Source organism: Myxococcus sp. CA051A, from assembly GCF_013336705.1.
Lineage (GTDB): Bacteria > Myxococcota > Myxococcia > Myxococcales > Myxococcaceae > Myxococcus > Myxococcus llanfairpwllgwyngyllgogerychwyrndrobwllllantysiliogogogochensis.
The window spans coordinates 1-16,275 of sequence record NZ_JABUMS010000017.1; the positions used below are offsets into that span (position 1 = coordinate 1).

Sequence of the window (16,275 nt, forward strand, 5' to 3'; positions counted from 1 at the left end):
TTTTCCGGTGGCTATGTCGGAGGGGTCACACCCGTTCCCATCCCGAACACGGAAGTTAAGCCCTCCAGAGCCGATGGTACTCCGCGGGAAACCGCGTGGGAGAGTAGGTCGCTGCCGGATTCTTTTTAAGAGAAGCCCTCGTCGCCTCGTGCGACGGGGGCTTCTCGCTTTTGTGCGTCTGGAGTTTCCGACGCCGCGAGGGGCCCCGTGCCCGCTTCGGCCGCCAGGGCGCCCGCGGGCTTGCGGCCCGAGGCCACCCCCGAGGTCTGACGGCACGCGCGGTTTCAGGGCACTCGCAGCACCACCTTGCCCACCGTCGCGCGCGACTCCAGTCGCTGGTGGGCTTGCGCGGCTTCCTCCAGCCCCACCACCAACCCCAGCTTCACGCGCAGCTGCCCTCCCGCCAGTGCGCTTCCCAGCGCCTCGCGCGCCCGCCGCTGCAGCGCGGCCGGGTGTGGCGTGCGCAGCCAGTACGCGCTGACCTTCAGCGACTTCGCGTACAGCGTCTCCACCTCCACCGCCGCTGGGGGACCGCTCGCGCTTCCGTACGCCACCAGGTGCCCGAAGGCCGCCAGCGACTCCAGGCTGCTTGCCCACGTGCTGGCACCCACGGAGTCCAGCACCACCTCCACGCCAGCTCCTTGCGTGACGGTGCGCACCCACTCAGCGACTGAGGCGGTCCCTCCGTAGACAAAAACCTCATCGGCTCCGGACTCGCGCGCGAGCTTTGCCTTCTCCTCGCTGGAGACCGTTCCGAGCACTGTCGCACCTGCTTGTTTCGCGAGCTGGATGGCCAGGAGTCCAACTCCTCCCGCCGCCGCGTGAATCAACACCCGCTGGCCCTGCTGAAGCTGCGCCGACGTGTGTATCAGGTGCCAGGCCGTGAGCCCCTGGACCAGCAGCCCCGCGGCCTCCTCGAACGAGACGTGTTCAGGAAGCTCGAGCAGCTCCTCTTCGGTGGTTGTCGCGAACTCCGCGTAGCTGCGCGGCGCGAGGGCCACCACCCGGCGACCCACCCACTTCGCATCGACCCCTGGCCCCACCCCGTCCACGATGCCGGCGGCTTCGCTTCCGAGGATCCTGGGCAACGGCGAGGTCGCGTCATACAGGCCGCGACGCCGCTCCGTGTCCGCGAAGTTCACCCCCGCGGCCTTCACCCGGATGCGGACCTCGCCCGGACCCGGAGTTGGCTCGGGTACTTCGTCCAGGCGTAGCACTTCCGGCCCCCCTACCTCGTGATAGCGAATGGCTTTCATGCGAAGCCTCTAACGGCGCGCCTTGTTTCATGCCGCTGCTCTCACCGCCGGCTCGAACTCGCCGCTTCCAAGTACCTCCTCGAACGAGACGCGGCTCGTGCTTCGTCTCCCCGGGCCCGTCTCGGGCAGCGGAGAAGAGGCTCGTGCTTCCTCCCCCCAGGCTCACCTCGGGCGGCAAGACGAGGCTCGTGCTTCCGTTTCCCCAGGCTCGCCTCGGGCGGCAAGACGAGGCTCGTGCTTCCTCTCCCCAGGCTCACCTCGGGCGGCAAGACGAGGCTCGTGCTTCCTCTCCCCAGGCCCTCATCGGGCGAAACGAGCCTCGTGCTTCCCACTCCCCAGGCCCTCATCGGGCGAAACGAGCCTCGTACTTCTTGCGAGGACCGGCTCAGGTCCGTTGAGGCTGTCGGTGTTCCGCTGTCGTTGGTGCACGCGGCGGAAAAAGAGACGGAACAGAGGAGGGAACGCCTCGTGTGGCTGGCCTCGCCCCACGTGGCTTGCTTGAGTGGTGGCCCCCTTCACGCAGAGGAGCCTCCCGCATGAAGCTGCTTCGTCCCTCGCTCGGTGTTCTGCTCGCGGCCGGATTCTTCGTCACGCCCATGAGCTCGGAAGCCGCCACGGTTCGCCTTGGGCTCGGAGCCGACTATTGGATTGATCAGAGCGCGGCCTTCAGCTTCCTGCTCGGCGTGGAAGGCCGTATCACCGGACCGATCTCCGTCGGAGCCCGCTTCGGCGCGGCACTCATCACGGATGGCAATGACGTGGGCATCCCCCTGGACCTCGTCATTCGCGCCAACATCACCAGCGCCAAGGTCTACGTAGAGGGGCTCGTGGGCCCTTGGATCGTCATGGGCCGAGGAGACGCGCTCCGAGCCCATGCGGCCTTCGGCTTCGGCCTCCAGGGCAAGGCGGCCAGCATCGGCGTCGAGGTGGGCTACCTGGAACCCGACCCCGTCATCGGTCTGCGCCTGGGCTACAAGTTCTGACCCCTCAGTAGTGGGGCGGACGCTCGTGCTGCCGGGCATCCACCAGCCCGGGCTCCGCCTCCAGCTTCTTCTTCAGCATGTCCAGCTCCACTCGCAGCGCTTCGATGACTCGCTGCTGCTGATAGAGCACGTCGCTCAGTTCCTGCAGCGTCTCCTGCTGCTGCATGTAGCGAATCTCCAGCTCGGCGATGCGCTTCTCGTCCATGGGGCCTACCCTTACCCCGGAGAAGCCCTCGTCGTCCCCCCTCGTCCCACGCTCCCGTCTCGCCATGAACGTCCAGGAACACCTGCAGAGGGCTCGCGAGCTCCTCGCTCGAGGACAACCCGAGCTGGCCGAGTCCGCGCTCAGCGATGCCATCGATGCCTCCGTCGCCGCGGACGACCTCATCCTGCTGACACAGGCCCGCTTCGCGCTCGGAGAGTTCCTCTTCCAGCAACAGCGCGACGACGAGGCGCTCGCCTACCTCCAGGCCGTCGTCCGCACCGAACGCGTCGATGGCGCCGTGGACCCGGAGGTCAAGGCCTCCGCCCGCATGCTTCGCCAGATTCGAGGAATCGAGCCTCGGTGAACATGCCGGAGTCCCTCCCGGGTCAGGGAATGCTGCACGACTGTCGAATCAGCTCCATCCGCCCCGAGAAGCGTCGCTCCAGGTCCATTCGCGTCAGTCGCGCGTCCTCAATGAGCCTCGCCTGGAGCTGAAGCGCGCAGAGTGCCGCGAGTGACTTGGGGCTTCCCAGGTCCAGTCGGTCCGCCTGCCTCAACGCGTCCTGCGCGGCATCCAGCTCCCCCACGCGAAACAACGCCAGCCCCAGCTCGAACTGCGCGAGCGAGAGTCGGGGGTCTTCCTGCGTCGCCTTCCGGAACACCGCCACCGCCTCCGTGTCCTTCCCGTCCGCGCTCAGCACCAGGCCTTGCTCCACCAGCAACCGCGCCCGGGGCACCTTGCCTTGAAGCGCCTCCAGCACGGACAGCGCCTCCGAAGGCTGCTCGGCCGCGCGCAGCAGTCGCACATACCGCAAGCCAATGAGCGGATCCGCGGGCGCCTTTCCAAACGCGGCCTTCATCGCCTCGCTGGCTCCCACCACGTCTCCACTCTTCTCCTTCAGCTCCGCTCGGAGAATGTCTGGTCGCGCGTCACCAGGTGCCACCTGGACCGCTCGCTCCAGTGAGGCGCGCACACAGCGCTCCATCCGCTCCATGTCGCAGATGCGCGCGAGCAACAACTGTGTCTCCACCGCCGCCGGCTCCCGCCGCTCCGCCTCCTGGGCCAGCTCACGGGCCTCGGCGGGCGCGCCTTCGAGCAGCAACTCCGCGGCCTCCCGCAGCTCGGCGGCGGTCGCCTTCGGATGCGCTCGCAGCGGAAGCAGCAGCTTCACCCGCGCCTCCACGCCCTGCGTCACCCGGGCGATGGCCAGCTCCTGCTCGGGCATGTTCCTCGGCAACAGGAGCGGGATGAGGTGAAGCAGCACCGCCACTCCACACACAATCACCATGCCGCGCAGGCCTCGTCGGCGCCCGGGGTGGGTGACAGCCGCGTCGGCGCGCGATGAAGGCGCGTCCAGCGGCTCCTGTTGCCCTGCTTCCGTCCTTCGCACTTCCCGTCTCCCCGAGCAGGCGTCGCCGCTCACACCGCGCGAAGTCGGGTCCGCAGCCCTCGGGGCAGCTCCACCCCGCAGCTCCAGCACAACTCGAAGTTGCCGGGGTTCTCCTCCCGACAGCCCGGGCACTCCACCGTGCGCGACGCTTCCTCTTCGTCCTTCTTCAGCTCCGCCACCACTTCCCGCGCTTGCTCCACGTCGCCGGGAAGAAGCCAGAGCTCCACCCACGTCTCCCCGCTCGGAATCTCCCCGCTCAGTGGAACGAGGGCTTCGCCGCGCACCTCCACGGACATTCCCTCGGCTTCCAGCGTTCCCGCCAGCAACCGCGCCTCTCCCACCGTGCGGTGCACGGAAAACTGCACACGCGTCATGTCTCTCTCTTCACAGAACGCGGGGCGCTCGGCAACCACACCCTCCCTCCTGCTCGTGCCTTCACTCACCGCTGCCCGCTCGTCTGCTTATTGTTCATGCTTTGTCACATGTCACCTGGCCCGCGCGCCCCCGGTTCTCCCGTGTTTGCCTTTCACCGCGAGTCCAGGTGAAGATCCGCGCCGACAGGCTGTCGCCTCGAGAGTCTCCCTGCGCTCCTGTCATCCGGTGTGTGAAGCCTTTGTCCAGGAAGCGAGACGCCGTCCGATGCGTGCGCACGCTCTCCATTTCCGACTGGCCGCCCTCGCGCGCCCCGTGTGGGCTCGGCACGGGGTGGCCGTGCTCTGCGCGGGTTCCGCCTGGGCGCTGCCGTGGGTGCTGGGGCCTCTTCCCGCGTCCCTGGGGGTCCTCTGCTCCATCGCAGCGGTCCTCGTCGCGGCGCTCGTCGGTGGCGCGGGCCCCGCCTGGCTGGCGACGCTGTTGGGCTCGTTCGCCGTGGCCTCCAGCGCCTCCCCGAGCCCTGTCGCCACTGTCGCCTTGGAGATCGCCCTGTTCCTCGCCGTGGGGGGACTCGTTGGCCTCCTGGCGCGGCGGCGCTCCATGGGGACTGGCGCCATCGGGTCTTCCTCGCTTGAACGCGCGCCCGCTCCGTCGCACGAGGTGCTGGAGGCTCGCCTGCTGCGGAGCCTGGGCGACGCGGTCCTGGCCACGGATGCGAATGGCATCGTGCGATACCTCAATCCCGCCGCCGCGCAGCTGCTCCAGTGTCCAGAAGAAGAAGCTGTCGGAGCCCCCCTGACGAAGGTGCTGCGCTCCCGACCTGAATCCGGCTCGTTCCCCATCCGCCACCCGACGACGCCCGCGTCGTGGTCCCAGTGGCCGCGCGCCTTGAAGCGACGTGACGGCGGAGAACTCCCCATCGAGGAGTGCATCGCACCGCTCAAGGGGCGCGACGGTGAGGACCTCGGCGCGGTGTGGATGTTCCGCGATGCGACCTCGCGTCGGCAGCTCGAACTCGAACGCTCGCAGTTGCTCGCGCGCGAGCATGCCGCGCTGGGCGAAGCCCAGGCTCAACGCGAGCGCATGGAGTCGCTCTTCCTCCAGGCCCCCACCGCCATCGCCGTCTTCCATGGCCCCGACCATGTCTGCGCGCTGGTGAATCCCCAGGCTCGCGCCCTGCTGGATGTCGATGGCGCCGCCATCGGCAAGCCGCTGCGTGACGTCCAGCCCTCGCTGGACCCGGGCATGCTGCGCCTCCTCGATGAGGTCTATCGCGAAGGGAGGCCCTTCTCCGGTCGCGAAGTGCCCCTGGCGTCCGCCTCGCCCTACGTCACCCCCTCGCTCTCCCGACAGCAGCGGTTCCATGACTTCACCTGGCAACCGTGGCGCGATGCTCGCGGCGTCATTCAGGGCGTCATGGCCGTGGCCGTGGAAGTCACGGGGCTGGTGGTGGCTCGGCGCGCGGCGGAGGACCTGGCTCGGGACCTGCGCGAAGCCGTCCAGGCCCGTGACGAGTTCCTCTCCATCGCCAGTCACGAGCTGCGCACACCCATCACCTCCGTCCAGCTCCAGCTCCAGTTCCTCCTTCGCGCGGCACCCGCCGTGGATGCCGAGGGCACCGTCTCGCTCGTGCACCGTCGGGTCGACGCCACGCTGCGCTCCGTGGCTCAACTGCATCAGCTCGTCGCGACGTTGCTCGATGTGTCCCGCATCCGCGCGGGACGGCTCGACCTGCATCGCGAGCCGGTGGACCTGGCCTCGCTCACGCAGGACCTGGTCTCCCGCGTCCAGGAGGATGCGGCGGGCGCGCGGTGCTCGGTGCGACTCGTCGTGGCCGAGCCCCTGGTCGGCTCCTGGGACCGGGTGCGCGTGGAGCAGGTCATCACCAACCTGCTCTCCAATGCCTTCAAGTACGGCGCGCAACGGCCCGTGGAAGTCCACGTCACCCGGGAAGGAGACTTCGCGCGGCTGAGCGTGAAGGACCAGGGCATCGGCATCGCGCTCGAGGACCAGTCGCGCATCTTCCACCGCTTCGAGCGCGCCGTGTCCCAACGCCACTACAGCGGCTTCGGCCTGGGCCTCTGGATTGTCCGGCAGATTGTCGAGGCCCTCCACGGCGACATTCGCGTGGAGAGCCGACCCAACGCCGGCTCGACCTTCATCGTCCGGCTGCCCCTGGAGAGCGCCGTCACCGTCGACGCCTCCGCGTGAGAAGTGGCGGTGCTCGGGCCTCGGCTACTCTTCCTGACGAAGCTGGTGCGGTAGCACCGCGTGCGCGTGTCGCGGCGCCCTGGCGTGCAGCTCCCGCGTCAGCAGCGCATCCAGCTCCCCGAGCAGGGCGTCGTAGTGCGGCCCCGCTCCGTGCGCGGGCAGTCGCTCCGTGGCCAGGCGGACCCGGGGTGACTCTTCGTCCTCGAAGGCGAGCGTCACCGCGAGGCCATCCGGCCCTCCCGCTTGGGGAACGAGCACCGCGGGCGCCGGCTGCCGAGTCGCCTCCTCCAGAAGAGGTGCCAGGCTTCGCGCCTCGTGCGGAGTGAGGTCTCGCTCCGATATCACCTCTCCCTGCTCCAGGACCCACAGGTGCTTGAGTCCTTCCACCCTCAGTGCCTGGGCCGCCGTGTTCGTCCGGCCGCTGCGCTCATAGGTCATCGTTCTCACGCCCATCACCTCCGTGGGAGGGAGGTAGGCACTCAGGCGCGCATCGCCATCCCCGCACGTACGAACGGAGGCCCGCAACGCCGGGGACCCACCGCGCGGACGTACGCTTCATGACAGCGTGGCGAGCCCGCCGTTCGAGTGTCCCTTCGCGAGCCCCTCTCTACGGTGCGGCCCTCTCGAGCAACTGTCTGCTCGGGACTCCGGAGGACTCGTCCATGGGCAACAAGGGAAGTGGCAAGACGCCGAGCGCGAATGACCAGCGCTCCGATACGAAGAATCCCAACAACCCGTCGCAGAAGTCCGCGCAGGACAACCGCTCCAACCAGATGAACCCGAACCACGGGGGCAGCAAGAGCCCCCCGTCCACGACTCCGGGCGGCACGCCTGGCGGCAATGGACGCCCCGACCCGTCGAAGAACAATCACTGATTGCATCAGTCGTCCCATCTCCGGCCGGACCAGCGAACCGGAGATGGAACGACGGGGGCCACTGTGTCCCGGTGGCCTTGCTTCAGCGTGCCTTGGGCGAGCACTCGCCCTCGCCACGGAAGTGGCCCGCGGTGCGCACCAACGCCGTGACGAAGTCGCGCAGGTTGCGCACGTTGCCCGCGCCACCCGTGCCGTACTGCTCCGCCGGCAGCTCCGTGAGGTCCACCGTCGCCAGCTCCTCCAGCGTCACCACACCGTCCGGACCCGCGATGCCCAGCCTGTCCGCCGCCGCCATCGCGTCGAAGCGCATCTTCGCGTCCGGCGACTGGAGGTCATCGAAGAAGAGGTGGTCGCCGTGGATGGTGAGCTGCACCGTCTCCTCGCCATCCTTGGGCACCGTCACGCCCGCGCCCAGCTCCGGGCTCTCGCAGCGCTCGTAGAGCGTGTTCGTCTTGAAGCCCCAGTCGAACTGCTTCGTCACGCCACCCTTCGTCGCGGTGCCCACCACGAGCAGGCTGAGGCCCTCCGTCTTCATCCGCTCCACGTCCTGCGCGTCCGCGTTGCCCGCCACGGCGCTCGCCACCGGGGCAATCGCGTAGCTGATGTCGTCCCACTCGCGCGCGTCCAGGTCCTTGAAGGACTCCACCACCACCGGTCCCGGCTTGTGCACGTCGAACACGCGGGCCTGCGTCTGCTGCGCGGCCACGTCGTCCTGCGTCTTCACCTTCACCTCGCTCAGCACCACGACGAACTTCGAGAAGCGCACCGTCCAGCCGTCGACGAAGCCCGCCTCCTCGCCCACCGCGGCGGGAATCTCCTTCTCGATGTAGTCCTCGCCATAGGTGGTGAACGTCACGTTGCCCGTGCCATCGCTGCACGCGACGAGTCCCAGGCACGACAACCCCAGCATCCAGTTCTTCATTGCACGGCTCCTTCTTCCCACGTCACCACGTAGGCGGTTGTGTCTTCCACGCCCCGCAGCAGCGCGTTGCGCGCCTGACTGTCGGCGGGGAAGGTGTAGACGCCATCCGCGTCCGGGTCGGTCGCGGTGGCGAAGTCGATGCGGTCCATCCACTTCCTCAGGTCCACGGAGATGCGCACCCGGCCCATCTCCGTCCCGAGGGACTTCTCGAAGCGCACTCCGGCCACCGGCTTGGGCAGGTCCGCGTCCACATCGAAACGCACCTGGCCTCCATCCGGGTTCGTCGCCGTGCCGACCACTCGCACCGCGTGGCCCTTCAGGGCGCCCTGCGCGTCCGTGGGCGTCGCGAGCGTCAGCTCCAACGAGCCGTACTCGCCCGTCACCGCGCTCGCCGTGCCCATGACGCTGACACCCCCGAGCAGGTCCACCGTGTGCGTCTCCAGCAGTTCGCCCAGCGCGTCGCCCGGCACGTAGTGGCCCGGATGCGCGTGCGCCGTCCCGCCGATGAGCGAGTACCAGTCGAAGCGCGGTGTGGCGCGGCTCGACAGCAACACGCGGCCCTCGAAGAAGCGCACCGGACCCACGGAGACGTGCGCGGAGTCGAGGACGATTCGCCACCCTCGCTCGTTGGGCTCCTGTGACAGCGTCGCGGCCGTCACCTCCACGGGAAACGCGCGGCGCTCCGCCTCGCTGCCACAGCCGAACGACAGGGATGACGCGGCGGCCATGGCCACCGCGCTCTTCAGCATGCGTCCGCGATTCATAGATGGACCTCCAAGGTGAGCGAGGCCATCCGAGGCGACCCCGCGGTGAAATGTCTGGCCGGCACGAGGCTGGCCGGTGCGCTCGGGTTGAAGCGCGAGCTGTAGACGAACTCGCCATCCCTCCAGCGCGAGTCGAGGAGGTTCCTCACCTCCAGCCGCAGGCCCAGCTCTCCCCGGCGCAGCCCCATCTCCGCGTCCGCGAGGAACACCGCCTGGCTGCGCTCGTCGAAGGGCAGGGGACGCGGACCGAGGAACGTCAGGCCCGTGCCGATGGAGAACAGGGTGCCCTCTCCACCGAGCCACTCCACCGGGCGCTCCCAGCCGATATCCGCCCTGGCGACGAGCGGCGCGAAGTAGGGCAGCAGCGTGTCCGTCGCCGTCACGTAGGCGTGCGCCACGGTGCCACTGAGCGCCGCGACGATGCCGGGCAAAGGACGCGCCTGGAGCGACGCCGTCACTCCCGAGCGCAGCGTCTCGCCTGTGTACACGGTGGTGCCCACCGTGTGGTCGAAGAAGAAGTCGTTCTCCACCTGCGAGCCGAAGACGCTGAGCTGCGCGGCCCAGCGCTCGCCGTCCTTCCTCGCTCCCACTTCCGCGCCGTGCACGGAGACGAAGGGGGCCCGCTCACCTTCGGACAGGCTGCGCGCCTGCGGAGAACGGAAGCCATCGCCATAGCTGGCGAACAACCTCCACGCATCCGCGCCGTCTGACAGCGCGTACTCCACGCCCGCCTTCGCGCCCAGGTGCACTCCGAAGGCACTGCGCGAATATCCCTGCCCGTCATAGAAACGCGGGTCCCGGAACGCGAGCGCGTCGAAGACCTCCACGCCCAGCGCGTCCGCGCGACCGCCCAGGCGCAGCGCCCAGCGACCGAGCGCCATCCTTCCCTCCGCCCAGCCCCAGACGTTCGTTTGCGTGAAGCGCGCGTCGATTTCGTCGGAGAAGAACGTGCCGTCCGACTCGCGATAACGACGCTGCGATTGCTCCACGCCGTCTCGCCGCGCGCCCAGGCCCAGCTCCAATGTCACGGGGCGGCCGAACGCCGTCACGCTTCGACGGTGCTCCGCTCGTGCTCCGAGCACCGTGGCGTCGTTCGTCTGCTCCAGTCCGTCACCCCGGTCGTCCACCCGGTAGCCGGTGAAGTTGTTGCGCAGGCGCAGGTCCGAGATGATTCCGAAGAGTTCCAGCTTCGTGCGGCCCTTGCCTGCTCGGGGCAGGTCCACGCCGAGCAGCAACTGGTGGCGGGACACCGTGCCTCCCTGGCGCGGCGTGGACGCGGAGAAGAAGTCGCTGTTGCCCGTGAGCAGGTCGTCCTCGCGCACCACTCCGGGCGAGTCGAAGCGCGTGACATAGCTGCCGCCGAGCGCTCGTACCGTGAGCCCGTCTCCGAGTCGCGCCGTCGCCTGCGCGAGCAGGGATGCCCGGCCGTAGCCTCGCTGTGTGCCGTAGCCCTTGCCCTCACCGAGCTCCACCGCGGCGAAGGTTCCCGGGTCGTCTCCGGGGCGCACCGTGGCCACGAGGCGACGCTGGCGGTACTGGCCCAACGTGCCCGCGAAGTGGACGCCCTGCTCCTTCACGCCCAGGTCCATCCGCACCGAGCCGGCGACCGCGAAGTCACCCTGTGACGCGCGATAGGAGCCCTCGGTGACTTCGATGGACTGGACGACCTCGGGGATGACGAAGTTGAGGTCCGCGTAGCCCAGCGCGTGGATGTGGCTCACCTCGTTGACTGGCAGGCCCGCGACATCCAGCTCCACGTCCTGTCCGTGCAGCGCATCGAAGCCGCGCAGGAAGAGCTGGTGGGCCTTGCCCTCGCCACTGTGTTGCGAGGCCACGAGCCCCGGGATGGCGCGCAGCAGGTCGACGGCGCTGCTGCGGGGTGCCGCGTCGAGGATGTCCCGGCCCAGGGTGACTTCCGACGCGCTTCGCGCCGTCCTGGTGCCTCGGACCACGGTGCCTGGTGCTGACGGTGATTCGGGTGTGCCCGCGGTGGCGGTGTCCTGGCTCGCGGGGGGAGTGCTGGCTTCGTCTTGCGAGGCCGTGAGGGGGTTAGGGGCCGCCTCACGCTCATCCGCGGGGAAGGTTGGCGCGGACGTGGCGTTGCCCGACGCCTCGGACTCCTGCTTGCCGTCGGCCGTACCCCCATCTCGGGAGGCTTCGTGCTCACGCGTGGCTTCCGTGTTCGTCACACGGAGGGGCTCGGTGGTGGACGCAGCCTCCGTGCGCACGGAGGACTCCTGCGCCATGGCGACGCAGGGCAGGCACAACGCCAGGAGTGGGGTCGACAATACGGCCAGGACACGCACGGACATGGAGACACCCACGGCTGGACGGCCACGCTCCGCGCCCTCGTGCACGCGGACCTCGCGTGACACCGCTGGCTCATCGTCGTGACAGCCCGCCGTCGTGGAGACGGGAAGCAATGTGCGAGAACACGTGAACCACCCCGTGCTCACCTCGCGCACGACGTGCACGAGAGCACCGGGCTCACGCTCGAAGGATTCGGGGGATGATTCGCCGACCCCGGACTACGGGCCTTGTGGCATCGCCGTCGGTCGCGGCGACGCTCCGGGCGCGACAGCTGGCCCACGCGCGACTTCGGTCACCCACGAGACCCAGCGCACGGCGGGCACATGGACCATGGCCCACGTCGTCGCCACCGCGCTCAGGTGCTCCACCGAGCCTGTCAGGTGCTTGTGTCCATCCTGACCGTGACCCTCACGCCGATGACCGTCGGTCTCCCGTGGCCTCTCCGGCGACAGGGGCGACGCTTCGGCTCGGGCTCCGTGCGAGTGGGCCTTGTCGCCATGGGCGTGGACATGCGCTGCCCCTCCCAGTCCTCCCGCATGACCCACCACCGCATGCAACACCGGCGCGACGGCAAGCCCGTACACCAGGACCATCAGGCCCAGGCTCGCGAGGTCTCGTCGGTCGTGGGGATTCAGCAAGGCTCGGTCAGCGGGTGGAGAGGACGGTGGCCGCCTCCTACCCGGCTTCCTCCATGCACGCAAGGCAGCGACCGACGTGATGCCCGCCATTCAGCACAATGAATGACATGCAGGATTGCTCGCGTGAACGAGCACTACACACGCTGGCATCGACAGGTCGCTTCCGTGGTTGTCGCGATGCCGATGACGACGCTGGCGCCATCAGCGATGCCGTGGAACGTGTCTCTGTCTCCCGCGCCGACGGACCGACGTCGATGACCCGCGCGGGACGACGCTGTTTCACTGTCCTCGTCCGGGTGCGGCGTTCCCGGTGTGTGACGCGCGGTGAGATACCCATGTCGGCGTGCTATACGGACAGGGCCCGTCGTCCGGATGTCTGGCGCGTCGTCGTGCGCTCACAACACCCGTGGGTGAGGGCAGGGGCCTCCGGGCTCAGGTGTGCCCGCGCGGGGTCGGCGCCACGGTCCGTGGGCTCCCTCGGCCCCGCCCCCCTCCAGGACGAGCCTTCCGCCTCCACCGCGTCACTCCACCCAGGAGGTTGTCCACCATTCCTCCCTCGCGGATGTGGGTGCTGTGGTCCGCTTGACGCGCCGCATTGATTCCCGTGTCACCGGGGGCGGACCGTTATTACAATCCGCGTGTGCGTTCTGAATCCGCGGCGCTTCGCCAGCAGTCCACCGAAGGGGTCATCCCACCGACGAAGCCTCGCTCCGAGCGGCTGAAGTCCCTGGCCACCGAGGAGTTCGATGTCCTCGTCATCGGAGGTGGCGTCACCGGTGCCGGCACCGCGCGCGATGCCGTCCTGCGCGGCCTCAAGGTGGCGCTCGTCGAGCGCGAGGACTTCGCCAGCGGCACCTCGAGTCGCTCGTCCCGACTCATCCACGGAGGCCTGCGCTACCTGGAGCACGGCCACCTGGGCCTCGTCTTCGAGTCCAGCATCGAGCGCCAGCGCCTGCTCAAGCTCGCACCGCACCTGGTCCGCCCGCTCGCCTTCGTCTGGCCCGTCTATGCCGGCGCCCGCGTGCCTCGCTGGAAGCTCAACGCGGGCCTCATGCTCTACGACGCCCTCTCCCTCTTCCGGAACGTGAAGGGCTACAAGCGACTCAACCGCGAGCAGCTCCACGCCGCCGAGCCCGCCCTTCGCACCGACGAACTCAAGGGCGGCGCCCGCTACTACGACGCCGCCACCGATGACGCTCGTCTCACCCTGGCCAACGCCCTGGGCGCCTCCGAGTCCGGCGCCGTCGTCCTCAATCACGCCTCCGTGCAGCGCCTCACCGTCGTGGACGGCCACGCCCGAGGCGCCGTGGTGGTGGACCACCTCACGGGCCAGGAACTCACGGTGCGCGCTCGCGCCATCGTCAACGCCACCGGCCCGTGGAGCGATGAGATTCGCAAGCTCGATGCCTCCGGCGGCAACGTGCACGCGGTGCGCGGCAGCAAGGGTGTCCACATCTCCGTCCCTCGCGAGCGGCTGGGCAACCATGATGCCCTCACGCTGCTGTCCCCCAAGGACGGCCGCGTCATGTTCGTGCTGCCCGCCGACGTCTTCACCATCATCGGCACCACGGAGACGTCCACGCGCGCCCACCCGGCCGAGGTGCGCGCCAGTGAGACCGATGTCGCGTACCTCCTCGAGTCCGCGAACGCCTTCTTCCCCGAAGCCCACCTCACCCGCGCCGATGTCGTCAGCGCCTGGGCCGGCATTCGTCCCCTCTCCGCCACCGGCTACCATGGAACCCAGGCCGACCCGGGCAGCGCCAGCCGCGAGCACCACATCGACGTGAGCCCCACCGGCGTGCTCGCCATCAGCGGCGGAAAGCTCACCACCTACCGCGTCATGGCTCGCGATGTCGTGGACGCCGTGGAGCGTCAGCTCGGGCAGCCTCGTCGCAAGTCGCCCACCGAGACGCTGCCGCTGCCCGGCGGAGACATCCCCCGCATGGACGCGGAGCTCGCCGCCGCGCGGGAGACCATCGGCGACGCCGCCACCGCCACCCACCTGGTGCGCGCCTATGGCAGTCGCTGGCGCCGGGTGTGGGACCTCACCCGCGAAGACGCCTCGCTGGCCCGGCCGCTCGCCGAGGGCCTGCCGTACCGCGCCGCCGAGGCCGTCTGGGGTGTCACCCACGAGTTCGTCCACTCGCTCTCCGACCTGCTGATCCGCCGACTCAAGGTCGGCTTCGAGACGCGGGACCTGGGCCGTGGTGCCGCCCAGGTGGCGGCCGAGGTCATCGCACCTCGCCTGGGGTGGGATGCCGCGGAGACCCAGCGGCAACTCGACACGTATGCCTCCGACGCGCTGCGTATCTTCGGTGTCGACAGCGCCGAGTCCTGAGTCGGTCGAAGTCGCTCGCCCAGCGTTCGCCGGTTCACGCCTGCGTGTCTCACTCCGTGAGAGAGACGTCTATCGCCTGACAGGCCCGCGAGCGGCCGGACGGCCAGCGTGCTTAACTTGCGCCCGGGGACTGGGACGCGATGTGCTCCCGTTCACCCCGGCCGATGCATCCACGCCGGCGCTGATGACGTACCTGTCCGCTGGCCGGGATGCGCAAGGAGAACGACGATGAAGCGTTGGGTCTGGCTCGGGTTGCTCGGTGGGGCGGTGGCGTGCACCAAGGTGCCAGAGCGTCCTCCCGTGGAGACCGAGGACGTTTGTCCCGGCACCGAGGAGATGTCGCTTCCCACGCGCTCACAGTCGTCGCTCGACGCGGAGGACGGCTCGGAGTCGGTGCTCATCACCTTCCGCCCCCGGGTGTCCGCCAGCGCCATGGCGAGCACCGACGCCTTCGCCGAGGACGCGCGACGCGTGGGGGCCCACGTCAGCCACCGCTTCCCCCGCATCAACACCATCGCCGCGAACGTGACGCCCGAGGCGCGCGCGGCGCTCGCCAACAATCCGGACGTGCTGAGGGTGGAGCTCAACCGCCCGGTGCACGCGTTTGGAATGCCGAGCCTCTCTCCCTCGCTGTGGCAGGGCGCGCTGCCCCCCAACACGCGCGGCTCCACCGGTGAATACACCGACGGCTTGAAGGCCGTGCAGGCGCCCCAGGTCTGGGATGCCAACGGCGACGGTGAGCTGGACGTCGGCGCTCCGTCGGGCACGAATATCAAGGTCTGCATCATCGACAGCGGCTGGGACAGCCGGCACCCGGAGCTCGCGGCCGCGTACATCGGCGGCAAGGACTTCCTCGACGGAGACGATGAGCCGCTGGACCAGGGCAAGGTGGACGGCGTGCTGCAGTGGGGCGGCGGTCACGGCATGCACACGGCGGCCACCATCGCCGCGCAGCTCGGCGCGGGCGCGCACGTGCGCCCCGGTGAGGAGCCCAACGGCGTGGCGGGCGTGGCGCCCACCGTGTCGCTGCTCGTCGCCCGTGTGCTGAACGTCAACGGTGACGGCAACACGGCGAACGTCATCGCCGCGATAGACTGGTGCGTGTCGCAGGGCGCGAACATCGCCTCGCTGTCGCTCGGGTCGGTTGCCGACTCGGACGCGGAGAAGCTCGCCTTCGAGAAGGCGCAGGAAGCGGGCGTGCTGGCCATCGCGGCCACGGGCAACCGAGGCACCAACGAGACGTCCTATCCGGCTGGCTACGATACGGTGATTGCCGTGGGCGCGGTGGACTCCAACAGCGCCTGGGCGCCCTTCTCGCAGTACGGCGACTTCGTGTCGCTGGTGGGGCCGGGCGTGGGTGTGCTGAGCGCGACCATCGTCGGCGGCGCGCCGTACGGTGACGTCCAGGCCGCGGGGACGCGCTACGCTTCCGAGCCGCTGGAGTACACCGCCGTCGGCGTCTACACGGGGAAGATGGTGTACTGCGGCCTGGGCGAGCGCGTGTCCTCGTGCGGTCAGGGCGCCACCTGCGACGGGTTCGTGGCGTTGGTGGACCGGGGAGGTGGCATCCTGTTCCAGGAGAAGGCGCGCAACGCCATCCGCGCGGGCGCCAAGGCCATCATCATCGGCAACAACACCACCGAGGGTGGTGGGGGCTTCACGCTCACCGACCCCGCCGAGTACTGGGTGCCGACGACGGCCGTCACGCTCGCCTCCACCAACACCCTCAAGGGACTCGCGGGGCAGGACGTGACGGTGGACGTGTCCGGCCTGGACTACCTGCGGCAGTCGGGCACGTCCATGGCCACCCCGCACGTGGCCGGCGTCGCCGCGCTGGCGTGGAGCGCGTGCCCCGCGCTCACCAACGTCCAGTTGCGCGCGGTGCTTGAGGAGAGCGCGCACGATTTGGGCGACACCGGCAAGGACCAGAAGTTCGGCTATGGGCTGGTGCAGGCCTGGGACGCGGTGGAACTCGCGAAGCAGCGCTGCCCGCCCGCGCCGTGAGTCGCG

14 protein-coding genes and 1 rRNA gene are annotated in these 16,275 nt (G+C 69.3%); 7 read left to right on the forward strand and 8 right to left on the reverse strand.

Annotation, left to right across the window (positions count from 1 at the left end):
• Positions 1 to 3: 3 nt before the first annotated feature.
• A 5S ribosomal RNA gene (gene rrf, locus HUA74_RS35640) occupies positions 4 to 120 on the forward strand.
• Between the two features lie 164 nt (positions 121 to 284).
• Here the strand turns inward: rrf and HUA74_RS35645 are convergent.
• On the reverse strand, positions 285 to 1,256 hold the full coding sequence (locus HUA74_RS35645) for a quinone oxidoreductase (protein ID WP_174458139.1): 972 nt from the start codon (positions 1,254 to 1,256) through the stop codon (positions 285 to 287).
• A 536-nt stretch (positions 1,257 to 1,792) separates the two neighbouring features.
• On the opposite strand from HUA74_RS35645, the gene HUA74_RS35650 reads away from it, so the two are divergent.
• A complete protein-coding gene (locus HUA74_RS35650; protein ID WP_141642761.1) occupies positions 1,793 to 2,239 on the forward strand; it encodes a hypothetical protein in 447 nt (148 codons plus the stop codon).
• A 4-nt stretch (positions 2,240 to 2,243) separates the two neighbouring features.
• Here HUA74_RS35650 and HUA74_RS35655 read toward each other — a convergent pair whose 3' ends face one another.
• Complete coding sequence (locus HUA74_RS35655) at positions 2,244 to 2,444, reverse strand: SlyX family protein (RefSeq protein ID WP_174458140.1); 201 nt, start codon at positions 2,442 to 2,444, stop codon at positions 2,244 to 2,246.
• Positions 2,445 to 2,508: 64 nt separating this feature from the next.
• Between HUA74_RS35655 and HUA74_RS35660 the strand changes: the two genes are divergently transcribed.
• Positions 2,509 to 2,808: a hypothetical protein gene (locus HUA74_RS35660; protein WP_141642763.1), complete on the forward strand. Its 300-nt coding sequence runs from the start codon at positions 2,509 to 2,511 to the stop codon at positions 2,806 to 2,808.
• 22 nt (positions 2,809 to 2,830) lie between these two features.
• On the opposite strand, the gene HUA74_RS35665 is transcribed toward HUA74_RS35660, so the two are convergent.
• Positions 2,831 to 3,733: a tetratricopeptide repeat protein gene (locus tag HUA74_RS35665; protein ID WP_174458141.1), complete on the reverse strand. Its 903-nt coding sequence runs from the start codon at positions 3,731 to 3,733 to the stop codon at positions 2,831 to 2,833.
• Between the two features lie 131 nt (positions 3,734 to 3,864).
• Positions 3,865 to 4,209 carry a DUF2007 domain-containing protein gene (locus HUA74_RS35670; RefSeq protein WP_141642764.1) on the reverse strand — a complete coding sequence of 115 codons (345 nt, stop codon included), beginning with the start codon at positions 4,207 to 4,209 and terminating at the stop codon, positions 3,865 to 3,867.
• 265 nt (positions 4,210 to 4,474) lie between these two features.
• On the opposite strand from HUA74_RS35670, the gene HUA74_RS35675 reads away from it, so the two are divergent.
• The gene (locus tag HUA74_RS35675) at positions 4,475 to 6,418 is read left to right on the forward strand and encodes an ATP-binding protein (RefSeq protein ID WP_174458142.1); all 1,944 of its coding nucleotides are present in this window, start codon (positions 4,475 to 4,477) and stop codon (positions 6,416 to 6,418) included.
• Positions 6,419 to 6,442: 24 nt separating this feature from the next.
• Here HUA74_RS35675 and HUA74_RS35680 read toward each other — a convergent pair whose 3' ends face one another.
• Positions 6,443 to 6,865, reverse strand: coding sequence for a hypothetical protein (locus HUA74_RS35680; protein ID WP_141642766.1), 423 nt, complete (start codon positions 6,863 to 6,865; stop codon positions 6,443 to 6,445).
• 215 nt (positions 6,866 to 7,080) lie between these two features.
• Between HUA74_RS35680 and HUA74_RS35685 the strand changes: the two genes are divergently transcribed.
• Positions 7,081 to 7,293 (forward strand): hypothetical protein, encoded by a 213-nt coding sequence (locus tag HUA74_RS35685; RefSeq protein ID WP_174458143.1) that lies wholly within the window; start codon positions 7,081 to 7,083, stop codon positions 7,291 to 7,293.
• 82 nt (positions 7,294 to 7,375) lie between these two features.
• On the opposite strand, the gene HUA74_RS35690 is transcribed toward HUA74_RS35685, so the two are convergent.
• The 3 genes from HUA74_RS35690 to HUA74_RS35700 are packed head-to-tail and all read right to left on the reverse strand — an operon-like array spanning position 7,376 to position 11,291.
• Positions 7,376 to 8,215, reverse strand: a complete 840-nt coding sequence (locus tag HUA74_RS35690; protein WP_141642768.1) for a hypothetical protein — start codon at positions 8,213 to 8,215, stop codon at positions 7,376 to 7,378.
• Positions 8,212 to 8,979, reverse strand: a complete 768-nt coding sequence (locus tag HUA74_RS35695; protein WP_174458144.1) for a hypothetical protein — start codon at positions 8,977 to 8,979, stop codon at positions 8,212 to 8,214. The genes HUA74_RS35690 and HUA74_RS35695 overlap by 4 nt, the downstream gene beginning before the upstream one ends.
• The gene (locus tag HUA74_RS35700; RefSeq protein ID WP_254625415.1) at positions 8,976 to 11,291 is read right to left on the reverse strand and encodes a TonB-dependent receptor; all 2,316 of its coding nucleotides are present in this window, start codon (positions 11,289 to 11,291) and stop codon (positions 8,976 to 8,978) included. The genes HUA74_RS35695 and HUA74_RS35700 overlap by 4 nt, the downstream gene beginning before the upstream one ends.
• A gap of 1,276 nt (positions 11,292 to 12,567) precedes the next feature.
• Between HUA74_RS35700 and glpD the strand changes: the two genes are divergently transcribed.
• Positions 12,568 to 14,265, forward strand: a complete 1,698-nt coding sequence (glpD, locus tag HUA74_RS35705) for a glycerol-3-phosphate dehydrogenase (RefSeq protein ID WP_174458145.1) — start codon at positions 12,568 to 12,570, stop codon at positions 14,263 to 14,265.
• Between the two features lie 228 nt (positions 14,266 to 14,493).
• Positions 14,494 to 16,269 carry a S8 family serine peptidase gene (locus HUA74_RS35710; protein ID WP_174458146.1) on the forward strand — a complete coding sequence of 592 codons (1,776 nt, stop codon included), beginning with the start codon at positions 14,494 to 14,496 and terminating at the stop codon, positions 16,267 to 16,269.
• The last annotated feature ends 6 nt before the right edge of the window (positions 16,270 to 16,275 follow it).